This window comes from Streptomyces sp. NBC_00654, from assembly GCF_026341775.1.
Taxonomy (GTDB): domain Bacteria; phylum Actinomycetota; class Actinomycetes; order Streptomycetales; family Streptomycetaceae; genus Streptomyces.
In genome coordinates, this window is record NZ_JAPEOB010000002.1 from 1,081,966 (window position 1) to 1,093,505 (window position 11,540).

Below are 11,540 nucleotides of genomic sequence, written 5' to 3' on the forward strand. Positions count from 1 at the left end.
TCACGCCTCCTGACGGTCAGCGGTGGACACCGTGCCGGCTGCGAATTCCGCCTCGTCCGCCGTGAGGCCGAGGTAGGCCTGTTCCAAGGTCGGCCGCTCGTCGATGAGTTCGAAGAGGGGGATGCCTTCAAAGGAAGCCAGCGTGCCTATCTCCTCGGCCGTGACACCCTCGACCGTCCAACGTCCGTCATCGTTCCGCTCGGGTACATGGCCCTTGCGCGTCAGCACGTCCTGAAGCCTGCCGGGTTCGGAGGTACGCAGCCGCACCCGGGGCCGGCTGCGAGAGTCGAGGAACTCCCGCATCGGCATGTCGACGAGGAGCCTGCCTCTGCCGAGCACCACCAAGTGGTCGGCGAAGGACGATGTCTCGTTCATGAGGTGGCTGGAGACCAGAACCGTGCGGCCCTCACGGGCCAGCCTCTTCATCAGTTCGCGGATCCAGACGATGCCTTCCGGATCAAGTCCGTTGGACGGCTCGTCCAGCATGACCACGTCCGGGTCCCCGAGCAGCGCCGCCGCGATCCCGAGGCGCTGGCGCATGCCGAGGGAGAACGTCCTGATCCGCTTTCCCCCGACCTGAGCGAGGCCGACTTCCGCCAGCACGGCCTCCACCCGTGCGGCAGCTATGCCGTTGCTCGTGGCGAGCACGAGCAAGTGGTTGCGGGCAGTCCGCGAGCCGTGAGCCGACTGGGCGTCGAGCAGCGCGCCGACGCGGTGCAGCGGAGCGCTGAGCGCCGCGTACGCCTGGCCGTCTATGGTGGCCGTTCCGCCGGAGGGCCGGTCCAGGCCGAGGACGAGCCGCATGGTGGTGGACTTGCCCGCGCCGTTCGGGCCGAGGAATCCGGTGACCCGGCCTGGTCGCACGCTGAACGTGAGACGGTCCACGGCACGGGTGGTGCCGTAGTCCTTGGTGAGTCCGTGGACGTCGATGGTGGTCATGTCCTCAGCCTGGCCGCCGCGCCCGCCGCACGGCCTCCCCCTGCCGTGGGGTTCATCTCCCTCGCTCGGGGGAGCCGTCGCCGGCTGCGCGGCTGGCACGATGACGGCATGCGCCACCTCCTCGCTCCGCTGGCCAGGCCGGTCACCTACACCCGCTGGCTGCATCTGCTCGCCCCGGCCGCCGTTGTCAGCGTGTGGCTGTTCATCTCGATGGACATGCCGTGGATGCCGCTGCTCTTCGCGGTGCCGGTGGGTCTTGTCCCCGCGATGCGCCTGGCGGAAGGGGTTCAGGCGCAGTTGCTCCTCACCCCTGACGAGCGTGGCCGCCCGGATGCCTCGATCTCCGCGGCCGTCGCCGCCACATGGGCGGACCGCTGGCGGACCGTTCTGTGGCTGGAGGTGCGGTTACTGCTGGCCGTCGCCGCAGGGCCGGCGACGATCTGGCTGCCCGCCACCACGGTCGATCTGATCCGGGCCGGCCTGGGCAAGGCCCCCAGCGACGAGGGGCTGTTCGCGCACAGCGATCCGCACGGATGGCATGCGCTGCTGTTGGCCCCCTTGCCCTTGGTACTGCTCATAGCCGTGGTCGTGCTCACGGGCGAGCTGGCCACGGCGGTCGCGCGGCGGCTGCTCGGACCGTCGCCGATGGAGCGGATGACCGCTCTGGAGGAGCTCACCGAGCAGTTGCTGGAGCGCAATCGCATCGCTCGCGAGCTGCATGACTCCATCGGCCACGCGTTGACGGTCGCCGTCGTGCAGGCCGGGGCGGCACGGACCGCGAAGGACCCTGAGTTCACCGAACGCGCGCTCGCCGCCATCGAGGAAACGGGGCGTGACGCGCTGGAGGATCTGGAACGGGTGCTTCGGGTTCTGCGGGAATCCGGTACGCCGGTGAGCAGGCGGCCGACTCTCGTCGAGGCCGGCCGGCTGCTCGACTCGGCGCGCGGCTCGGGGGCGAAGGTGGACGCGGAGGTGTCCGGAACCTTGGACCGGGTGCCGGCAGCGGTGTCGCGCGAGGGGTACCGCATTCTGCAGGAGTGCCTCACCAATGTGCTGCGTCACGCCGGATCAGTCCTCGTACGGGTGAGGATCACGGTTGTCCGGGACCGGCTGGAGTTGGAGGTGGCCAATCCGCTGACGGGGTCGGACAGGCTGCCCGGCGGCGGCAGCGGGCTGCGTGGCATACGTGAGCGGGCGGCGCTCCTGGGGGGAAGGGCCGAGGCGGGGCCCCTCGACGGCGAGTGGAGAGTGCGCGTGAGCCTCCCGCTGGAGCGCATACGCTGACCCGATGCCGGTTACCGTTCTTCTGGTCGACGACGAACCCCTCGTGCGCGCCGGCCTGCGTGCCGTCCTTGAGGCCCAGCCCGACATCGAGGTGGTGGGCGAGGCTGCCGACGGTGCCGCGGTGATCCCGCTGGTGCGTCAGCTGCGGCCCGACGTGGTGGCGATGGATGTGCGGATGCCTCTGATGGACGGCATCGAGGCGACCCGGGTGGTGCTGCGCACGGTGCCGGATCCGCCGAAGGTCCTGGTGGTCACGACGTTCGAGAACGACGAGTACGTGTACGAGGCGCTGCGCGCGGGAGCCGATGGGTTCCTGCTCAAACGAGCCCGGCCCGCCGAGATCGTGCACGCGGTGCGCCTGGTCGCCGAGGGCGAGTCGCTGCTGTTCCCGGCGGCGGTCCGGCGGCTCGCGGCCGAGTACGGGACGAACCGGGCCAGGGAGGCCATGGAGCGTGCGGCGCTCACGGAGCGGGAGGCCGAGGTCCTCCGGTTGATGGCCCGGGGCCTGTCCAACGCGGAGATCGCGGCCAGACTGGTGGTCGGCGTCGAGACGGTGAAGACACATGTCAGCGCTGTACTGGCGAAGTTGGGGGCGAGGGACCGCACGCAGGCGGTCATCGCCGCGTACGAGTCCGGTTTCGTCGCTCCGCGGTGACGCAGGTTGCGGCTCCATACCGGCTCCCGCTGCCGCTCGCCGTGTCCCTGGCCAGCGAGTACCATCCGGCAGACATGCGCACGAGCTGGGAGGACACACGGTGGGCCGGCTGACCGGTGGGGACCCTTCGCTGTTGCGGCGGATCAATTCCGCGGTGGTGCTGCATGCCCTGCGAGGGGCCGGCACTCCGACCCTGACGGATCTGACCCGGATCACCGGTCTGTCGAGGCCGACGGTCGAAGGCGTGGTCGAGGGGCTGTTCGAGGCGGGCCTGGTCGTCGAGGCGCTGCCCGACGAGAGCGAGGCACGGCGCCAGGGGCGGCCCGCGCGGCGGTTCCGCTTCCGTGCCGAGGCAGGCCATCTGCTGGGCATCGAGATCGGCCCGCACCGCGTCTCCTCGATGCTGTCGGGGCTGGACGGACGGATCATCGGCGCCGGATCGCGCGTGGTGTCCGAGACCGCGAGCGCGGACGACCGGCTCGATCAGGTCAGGGCCGTGATCGCCGACGTGCTGCGGCGCACCGGGGTGGCCAGGAGCAGCCTGCGTGCGGTGGGGGTGGGCAGCCCCGGCATCGTGGAGGCGGACGGGACCGTACGGCTGGGCACCGCGTTGCCGGACTGGACCGGCCTCCCGCTCGGCGAGCGCCTGCGGCGCTCCTTCCGCTGTCCGGTTCTCGTGGAGAACGACGCCAACGCCGCGGCGGTGGCCGAGCACTGGAAGGGTGCGGCGACCGAGTCCGACGACATCGTCTTCGTCCTGGCCGGGCTGAGCCCCGGGGCCGGATCGCTGATCGGCGGACGGCTGCACCGCGGTTTCGGGGGTGCGGCGGGTGAGATCGGCGCTCTGCATCTGCTCGGCAGGGATGTGACCCCGGAGCATCTGCTGTCGACGACCGACACACCGCTCGTTCCCCTGGACGAGCACGCCGTGACCGCCGTTTTCGCCCAGGCGCGGCAGGGAGACGCCGGGGCCCAGGCAGCGGTCGAGCGGTTCATTCAGCGGCTGGTGCACGATGTCGCGGCTCTGGTGCTGGCGCTCGATCCGGAGCTGGTGGTGGTCGGGGGCTGGGCGGCCGGTCTGGACGGTGTCCTGGACCCGCTCCGCAATGAGCTGGCGCGCTACTGCCTGCGCCCGCCGAAGGTGGCGCTGTCGCTCCTCGGTGAGGCCGCTGTCGCCACCGGGGCGCTGCGACTGGCCCTGGACCATGTCGAGGAGGAGCTGTTCGCGGTGGAGGGCAGCGTGACGGCCCGCCGCTGAGGGCCCGGGACACGGCAACGGGAGTGTCCGGGGCACGGCAACGGCCCGCCGCTCAGTGTGCGACGGGCCGTGCGGTGCGGATCCGGTGGGCGGGCGTGGCTCCACCGGCCAGGAACCTTTTCGAGCGGAGCCCGGGCGGCCCTGAGCCGCCCGGGGCGGAGTCCGACGGCGTCAGGAGGCCTGACGCTCCTGCCCCTCGTGGCTGATCTCCAGCGCGCCGGAGTCCCCGAAGGTGAGCCGGCAGGTGTCGGCCCGGTAGGTGGCCACGGAGACGGCCGCTGTACCGCCGGCGGTGAAGTAGCGGGTCGTGACCACGAGAACGGGCGCCCCGGGAAGGCGGTCGAGCTCCTTGGCATCGTCGGCACGGGCCGATCCGAGCTCCACGGAACGGTCCTGGCCCTCAAGGCCCAGCCGGTGCAGTTCGCGCAGCACGCTCCGGGCGCGGGCGGGACCGGACGGTGTGTCGATCGCGGAGAGGTCCGGCACCGACGACGACGGGACGTACAGCAGTTCGGCGGCCACCGGCTGGCCGTGGGTGACACGGATCCGGCGCACCACATGGACGGGCTCCCCGGTGCTCGTGTCGAGCATGCCCGCCACCGCGGCCGGCGCCGTGTCGGTGGTGCAGTCGAGGAGCTGCCATGCCTCGCCGACCACTCCGCCGGTCCAGTCGTGCTGCGCGGTGGAGACCGCGACGCCCACGCGCGGCGGGGCGACGGTCGTCCCCACACCACGGCGGCGCTGCAGCCTGCCTTCGAGTTCGAGCTGCTCCAGAGCCTGACGGAGCGTGGCCCGTGCGACACCGAACCGGGCCGCGAGGTCGCGCTCGTTGGGCAGGACCGCTCCCACCGCAAAGTCCGAGTCGAGTGCCTCACTGAGCACGGTCTTGAGGTGCCAGTACTTCGGCTCCTGTACCGATTCCAGCTGCGTGGTCCCCACCCTGTCCTCCGCAATCGCCCAGCGTCTATTCCGCGACGTTATTTATTAAAGGTTCCTGTCTTAAGGTGACCTTAGGGTGGCGCACCCCCTTGGTCAAGACCAATCCTTAGTCCGTAACGGAGCGAAACGGGACCTTGGCGCAGAGCGTTCACAGGACGTTCTTGACGCCGCGAGCCGCGCGCAGCACAAAGCCCCACGACCGGGAGGGCCAGTGGGGCTGTGACCAGGCGTTCAGAAGTCCCGTGGGGCGCGAGAAGTCAGCCCGGACGGCTGGGGTGGCCGGCTATTCCAGGGCCAGACCGACAAGCTTGTCCGGATTTCGAACAATATAGGCACATTGAATGAGTCCGTCCCTGACGTCCACCTGGAAGAAGCTGTCGGGCTTTCCTCCGGAGAACATCACCAGTGCCGGACCGCCGTTGAACTCCGCGAGCCGGAACTCCATGTCGGACCCCACCTCGTGCGCCACCGCGAAGAGGAACCGTCCGACCTTGTCCGCCGTCTCGATGATCCGCCTCGGGGCCTTCGACTTGCCGCCGCTGTCGCTGACGAGCCGGACATCGGGGGCCAGCAGCGCGAGGAGCCGCCCGATGTCTCCGCCCGACGCAGCCGCCAGGAACCGCTCGGTGAGATCCCGCCGCTCCGCCGGGTCGACGTCGTAGCGCGGCTTGCGCTCCTCCACATGGCGCTTGGCGCGCCCCGCGAGCTGGCGCACGGCGGCGTCCGTACGGTCGAGCGCACCGGCGATCTCCGCGTACGGGAATCCGAAGGCCTCGCGCAGGACGAAGACCGCGCGCTCCAGCGGCGAGAGCGATTCGAGGACGACCAGCACGGCGAAGGACACGGAGTCGGCGAGTACGGCCCGTTCCGCGGTGTCGGGGACACCGGGCCCGAAGTCGGTGACCACCGGTTCGGGCAGCCAGGGCCCGACGTAGTTCTCGCGGCGCGACCGGAGATGCCGGAGCCGGTCGATGGCCAGGCGAGTGGTGATCCGTACGAGGAACGCCCTCGGTTCCCGCACCTCCTCGTGGGCCACCGACGACCACCGCAGCCAGGCCTCCTGCACCACGTCCTCGGCGTCCGCGACGCGGCCGAGCATGCGGTAGGCGACACCGGTGAGCACGGGCCGGTGTTCCTCGAAGACGTCGGTCGCGGTGTCGGCTGTCACTCCCCCATCCCAACCGACGTGCCGGACGCTGTCCAGCGGGAATCGCCACCCTCTTGAACTGGGAGCTACTGGACGGTAATTGTTGTTGACGCGACGTCTACCCACCTCAGGGAGCAGCTACATGGCCGCCACGGTCTCCTTCACCATCGATTCGGCCGACGGCCCCCGCCCGGTTTCCCTCGCGTACGAACGGAGCGGCTCCGGAGAACCGTTGCTGCTGCTCCACGGCATCGGCCACCACCGCCAGGCCTGGGACCCGGTGCTGCGGATCCTGGCCGCCGAGCGGGACGTCATGACCGTGGACCTGCCGGGCTTCGGAGCTTCCCCGGCGTTGCCGGACGGCGTCCCGTACGCCACGGACTCGGTGGCCCGGGTCCTCGGGGCCTTCTGCGCGGAACTCGGGGTCGGCCGTCCGCATGTGGCCGGCAATTCCCTCGGGGGGCTGCTCGCCCTGGAGATGGGGCGCGTGGGGCTCGCCCGCTCGGTGTCCGCACTGTCCCCGGCCGGATTCTGGACGGAGCCGGAGCGGCGCTACGCGTTCGCGGCCCTCCGCGCGATGCGCGGGGGTGCGCTGGCGCTGCCGGTGACGACGATCGAGCGGCTCTCGCGCAGCGCGGCCGGGCGTACCGCCCTCACCAGCACCATCTACTCCCGGCCCGCCCGGCGCTCACCCGACGCGGTCCTCGCGGAGACCATGGCCCTGCGCGGGGCGACCGGATTCCACGAGACGCTGGCCGTCGGCCGGGGCGCCGTCTTCACCCACGACGTACCGGGGCTTCCCGTCACCGTCGCGTGGGGCAGCCGCGACCGGCTGCTGCTGCGCCGCCAGGGAGTCCGGGCGAAGCACACGATCCCCGGCGCCCGTCTCGTGCGCCTGCCCGGCTGCGGTCATGTCCCGATGCACGACGACCCCGCCCTGGTGGCGCGCGTCATCCTCGACACGAGCCGCTGACCCACCGGCGCCCCGGGGTCCGGACCCGGAGAGCGCGCGGCGCCCCAGGACACCGGAGCCGAGCGCCACGCCCGCGCCTACCAGGAGGCTGCCCGCACCCTGGGCGATGCCGTACACGCCGGCACCGACGAGGGGCGCGGTGAGAGCGGCGGAGACCGGGATCAGACCGGAGAAGAGCGTGGCGCGTTCGGCGCCGATCCGCTGGATACCGCTGTACCAGCAGACGAAACCGATGACCGTGACGACGACGGCCTGCCACAGCAGCGCCGTCGTCTCGGCGGGCGTCGGCAGCCGCAGGAAGGCGGGCCCGTCGAGCAGGACACCGAGCACCGCGGACTCCAGGGCGGCGACGGCGCAGACGGCCGCCGACAGCAGTTTCGGGCCGAGCGGGCTCAGCAGCGGTACGGCGAGCACGGCGAATCCGACCTCGCCCGCGAGCGCGCCCACCGAGCAGAGGACTCCGGCGAGGTCGGTACGCCCCCACCCCTGGACGGTGAAGGCCCCGGCCGCGACGAGCCCGGCCGCGTACAGCACGGTCCGGGACGGGCGACGGCCCTCCAGCAGCGGGACGAGCACGCCCACGACGATGGGCGCGCAGCCGACGAGGACCCCGGGCACCGCGGGTTCCGCCGACCGCTCGGCGGCCAGGACCGCCAGGTTGAAACCGACCATGCCGACCGCCGCGAGAAGGGCGAGGCGGCCCCAGTGCCGCCGGGAGAGAGCGCGCAGCGGAGCGAGCCCGGAATCCTTCTCCGGCACTCCGGAATGTCCCTCCCGGCGTACGGAGTCTCCCTCCCCGCGTCCGGAGTCTCCCTTCCGGAGTGCGGAGTCTCGCTTCCGGCGCAGCAGCGGTACGAGCAGCAGCGCGGCCAGGCCGTAGCGCAGCGCCTGGCCCCCGGCGTACGGATAGTCGCCGAGAACGCTGTTCGCGGTGAAGGAGGCGCCCACGAGTACGCAGGCGAAGGCGGCGAGGAGTACCCCGCGTACGGAAGGTGCGTTCATGCGGGCAACGCTAGATTTCGGGCCGGTCCGGTTTAAGGTCCACTTTCATGATGTCTTCGGGGACCAATTCGTCTGTCGGCACGGGGAGTCATGGTGATCGGGAGGCCGGCGACGGCCCGCCCGCCTGCGGCTCCGGAGCCTGGGAACTGCTGCTCCCCGCGGCCGCCGCTCCGGCACGGCAGCGGGGCCGTGCGCTGCGGTCGGCGCTGCGTGAGGCGATCCGCTCGGGCCGTCTCGCGGCGGGGACCAGGCTGCCTTCCAGCCGTGAGCTGGCCGCCGAACTCGGGGTGTCGCGCGGCCTGGTCACCGAGGCGTACGAACAGCTCGTGGCGGAGAGCTATCTGCGCAGCGGGCGGGGCGCGGGGACCTGGGTCAGCGGCGGAGTCCGGCCGGCGCGGCACAGCGCGCGCGATCTGGCGCCGCGTGCGCCCGGTGTGCGGGTGGACTTCCGGCCCGGCACCCCTGACCTCTCGCTCTTCCCGCGTGCGGCATGGGCCGCCACCCAGCGCGCGGTCATCGGCAGACTGCCGCACAGCGCCCTGGGCTACCCCGATCCACGCGGCCTGCCGGAGCTGCGCGAGGCCCTGGCCGCGCTGCTGATCCGGCGGCGCGGAGTGGTCGCCGACCCCGAACGGCTGGTCGTCTGTTCCGGCGTCGCGCAGGCGGCCACCCTGCTGGGGTTCGTACTGCGCGGACAGGGGCTGCCGGCCGTGGGCGTCGAGGACCCGGGGAGTCCCGAGCACGCGTCGCTGTTCGCCTCGACCGGGCTGGGGGTCGTTCCGCTGCCTCTGGACGACGAGGGCCTGGCGGTGGGTCCGCTGCTGGCTTCCGGAGTCCGTGCGGTCGTCACCACGCCCGCCCACCAGTTCCCCACCGGAATCGGCTACTCGGCCGATCGCCGCAGCCGGCTGCTCGCATGGGCCCGTGCCTGCGACGGGGTGATCATGGAGGACGACTACGACGGAGACTTCCGGTACGACAGGGCACCCGTCGGCGCGTTGCAGGGGCTGGACCCCGAACACGTGGCGTACACCGGCTCGGTGAGCAAATCGCTGGTTCCCGGGCTGCGCCTGGGGTGGCTGATCGCTCCCGCGTCCATGGCCGACGCGATCGTCGAGCGCAAGCGCACGATGGATCTGGGCAACCCCGCGATCGACCAGGCGGTACTGGCCGACTTCATCACGCGAGGCGGCTACGACCGGCAGCTGCGACGCTGCCGACGCGCCTACCGGGAGCGCCGCGACGCCCTGGTGGGCGCGCTGCGCGAGCACTTCCCCGGCGTCGTGATCAGTGGCATAGCGGCAGGCCTGCACATCATCGCGCGGCTGCCCGAACGGTACGGCCCCGAAGGCCGGTTCCTGGACCGGGCGGCCGGTGCGGGCATCGCGCTGCGTCCGCTGGACGACTACGGCACGGTGGGCGGCCCGGACGGCGAGGACGGCGCCGTGCGCCTCGTACTCGGCTATGCCCATCTGACTCCGGCCGATATCGCGCGCGGAGTGGGGCTGTTGGCGCGGGCGCGGGTGACGGATCAGCGGTGACGTACGTGTCATCGCGGTTGTTCACCTGTGGTTGGTGTGGCAGCCTCCCCCGGGCACTAGGCATGACCGGGCGATCACCTCGCGACGAACACCGCCGCGTCCCGTGCTCGCGCTCCCGCCCCGTCACTCCGCACCGCCGCCCTCTGGAGGCGCACCGATGTCGCACCGTCCTCGTGTACACACTCCCGGCCGTCGGACCGTGCTGCGCGGTTCGCTCCTCGCCTCGGCGGCCGTCACGCTGCCCGCCGCCGTCGGGGCGGCGCCCGCCTTCGCGCTCTCGGGGCGGCCCGAGGCCGCCTGGGGTGTCCAGGCCGGCGATGTGACGTCCTCGTCCGCACTCGTGTGGGTACGGTCGGACCGGCCCGCGCGCATGCTGGTGGAGACCTCGGCCACCGAATCGTTCCGCCGGGCCCGGCGTTGGCACGGGCCGCTGGTCGGGCCGGGTACGGACTTCACGGGTACGACGCCGCTGTACGGCCTGCCCGCGGGTGAGCAGGTGCACTACCGCGTCACGCTCTCGGACCCGCACGACCCGCGCCGCACGGGCAGGCCGGTGTACGGAACGTTCCGTACCGCGCCCGCCCGGCGCCGTGACGGCGTGCGCTTCCTGTGGTCCGGGGACATCGCGGGGCAGGGGTGGGGCATCAACCCGGACATCGGCGGCTATCGCGTGTACGACGAGATGCGCCGGCTCGATCCGGACTTCTTCCTGTGCAGCGGCGACAACATCTACGCGGACGGGGTGATCGAGCCCAGCGTGACGCTGCCCGACGGGCGGATCTGGCGCAACGTCACCACCGAGGAGAAGGCGAAGGTCGCCGAGACCCTCGACGAGTACCGCGGCAACTTCCGTTACAACCTCCTTGACGAGAACCTCCGGCGGTTCAACTCCCAGGTACCCTCCGTCATCCAGTGGGACGACCACGAGGTGCGCAACAACTGGTACCCCGGTCAGATCCTGGACGACGCCCGCTACACCGAGAAGAACGTGGACATCCTCGCGGCGCGCTCGATGCGCGCGTTCCGTGAGTACTTCCCCGTGTCCACGCCGCGCGGTCCGTCGCACGCGGGGCAGGTGCATCGCGTCGTGCGGCACGGACCGCTGCTCGATGTGTTCGTCCTCGACATGCGTTCGTTCCGCAACGCCAACTCGCCCGGCCGGCAGCCCGACGACACGACCGGCATCCTCGGGGCCGAGCAGCTGCGCCGGCTCAAGCACGAGCTGTCGCGCTCGCGCGCGGTGTGGAAGGTGATCGCGGCGGACATGCCGCTCGGCCTCGTCGTCACCGACGGCGCGACGGACTTCGAGGCGGTGGCGCAGGGCGACCCCGGCGTACCGCTCGGCCGGGAACTGCAGATCGCCGAGCTGCTCCGGTTCATCAAGCACCGGCGGATCACCGGCACGGTCTGGCTGACCGCCGATGTGCACTACACCTCGGCACAGCACTACGCCCCCGAGCGGGCGGCCTTCAAGGACTTCGCCCCGTTCTGGGAGTTCGTGTCGGGACCACTGGCGGCCGGCGGATTCCCCGCCAACGCGCTCGACGGCACCTTCGGCCCCGAGCGGGTCTTCCTCCGGGCACCGGACAGGGCGAACGTGTCGCCGATGGAGTCACCGCAGTTCTTCGGCGAGGTCGAGATCGACGGCGACAGCGGGGAACTGACGGTTCGGCTGCGGGCGCAGGGCGGCTCCGTCCTGTTCGGCAAGGTCCTCCAGCCGGGTCTGACAGGGCAGTGAACAGGCTCTGTTGACCCGGCGCGGAGCGGCCGGCCGCGGGCCCGTTGTCAGTGGTGGCCTCTAC

The 11,540-nt window shown here is 71.7% G+C and carries 9 protein-coding genes and 1 pseudogene; 6 read left to right on the forward strand and 4 right to left on the reverse strand.

From position 1 onward, the window contains the following. A complete protein-coding gene (locus OHA98_RS25080) occupies window positions 1-939 on the reverse strand; it encodes an ATP-binding cassette domain-containing protein (protein WP_266928999.1) in 939 nt (312 codons plus the stop codon). Window positions 940-1,047: 108 nt separating this feature from the next. On the opposite strand from OHA98_RS25080, the gene OHA98_RS25085 reads away from it, so the two are divergent. The 3 genes from OHA98_RS25085 to OHA98_RS25095 all read left to right on the forward strand — a co-directional run bounded on the left by OHA98_RS25085 (window position 1,048) and on the right by OHA98_RS25095 (window position 4,136). Beyond that, on the forward strand, window positions 1,048-2,223 hold the full coding sequence (locus OHA98_RS25085) for a sensor histidine kinase (protein WP_266929000.1): 1,176 nt from the start codon (window positions 1,048-1,050) through the stop codon (window positions 2,221-2,223). A gap of 4 nt (window positions 2,224-2,227) precedes the next feature. After that, window positions 2,228-2,878 (forward strand): response regulator transcription factor, encoded by a 651-nt coding sequence (locus tag OHA98_RS25090; RefSeq protein ID WP_266929001.1) that lies wholly within the window; start codon window positions 2,228-2,230, stop codon window positions 2,876-2,878. 100 nt (window positions 2,879-2,978) lie between these two features. Further along, complete coding sequence (locus OHA98_RS25095; protein ID WP_266929002.1) at window positions 2,979-4,136, forward strand: ROK family transcriptional regulator; 1,158 nt, start codon at window positions 2,979-2,981, stop codon at window positions 4,134-4,136. Window positions 4,137-4,307: 171 nt separating this feature from the next. Here the strand turns inward: OHA98_RS25095 and OHA98_RS25100 are convergent, their stop codons facing one another. Together OHA98_RS25100 and OHA98_RS25105 are read right to left on the reverse strand one after the other, a co-directional pair. Further along, a complete protein-coding gene (locus tag OHA98_RS25100; protein ID WP_266929003.1) occupies window positions 4,308-5,075 on the reverse strand; it encodes a GntR family transcriptional regulator in 768 nt (255 codons plus the stop codon). 283 nt (window positions 5,076-5,358) lie between these two features. Beyond that, window positions 5,359-6,243: an RNA polymerase sigma-70 factor gene (locus OHA98_RS25105; protein ID WP_266929004.1), complete on the reverse strand. Its 885-nt coding sequence runs from the start codon at window positions 6,241-6,243 to the stop codon at window positions 5,359-5,361. A gap of 121 nt (window positions 6,244-6,364) precedes the next feature. Between OHA98_RS25105 and OHA98_RS25110 the strand changes: the two genes are divergently transcribed. Continuing rightward, window positions 6,365-7,195, forward strand: coding sequence for an alpha/beta fold hydrolase (locus OHA98_RS25110; RefSeq protein WP_266929005.1), 831 nt, complete (start codon window positions 6,365-6,367; stop codon window positions 7,193-7,195). A 72-nt stretch (window positions 7,196-7,267) separates the two neighbouring features. Here OHA98_RS25110 and OHA98_RS25115 read toward each other — a convergent pair. Beyond that, window positions 7,268-8,197, reverse strand: a pseudogene (locus OHA98_RS25115) (DMT family transporter); the annotation flags it as partial. 47 nt (window positions 8,198-8,244) lie between these two features. Here OHA98_RS25115 and OHA98_RS25120 point away from each other — a divergent pair. Together OHA98_RS25120 and OHA98_RS25125 are read left to right on the forward strand one after the other, a co-directional pair. Next, window positions 8,245-9,738 (forward strand): PLP-dependent aminotransferase family protein, encoded by a 1,494-nt coding sequence (locus OHA98_RS25120; protein ID WP_323179638.1) that lies wholly within the window; start codon window positions 8,245-8,247, stop codon window positions 9,736-9,738. 157 nt (window positions 9,739-9,895) lie between these two features. Next, entirely contained in the window at window positions 9,896-11,476 is a 1,581-nt protein-coding gene (locus OHA98_RS25125) for an alkaline phosphatase (RefSeq protein WP_266929006.1), read from the forward strand. The last annotated feature ends 64 nt before the right edge of the window (window positions 11,477-11,540 follow it).

What these genes read in the sequence shown, in the direction of transcription:
- OHA98_RS25080 (WP_266928999.1), bottom strand. Translation starts at nt 939, where the DNA reads ATGACCACCATCGACGTCCACGGACTCACCAAGGACTACGGCACCACC.
- OHA98_RS25125 (WP_266929006.1), top strand. Translation starts at nt 9,896, where the DNA reads ATGTCGCACCGTCCTCGTGTACACACTCCCGGCCGTCGGACCGTGCTG.
- OHA98_RS25090 (WP_266929001.1), top strand. Translation starts at nt 2,228, where the DNA reads ATGCCGGTTACCGTTCTTCTGGTCGACGACGAACCCCTCGTGCGCGCC.
- OHA98_RS25110 (WP_266929005.1), top strand. Translation starts at nt 6,365, where the DNA reads ATGGCCGCCACGGTCTCCTTCACCATCGATTCGGCCGACGGCCCCCGC.
- OHA98_RS25085 (WP_266929000.1), top strand. Translation starts at nt 1,048, where the DNA reads ATGCGCCACCTCCTCGCTCCGCTGGCCAGGCCGGTCACCTACACCCGC.
- OHA98_RS25120 (WP_323179638.1), top strand. Translation starts at nt 8,245, where the DNA reads ATGATGTCTTCGGGGACCAATTCGTCTGTCGGCACGGGGAGTCATGGT.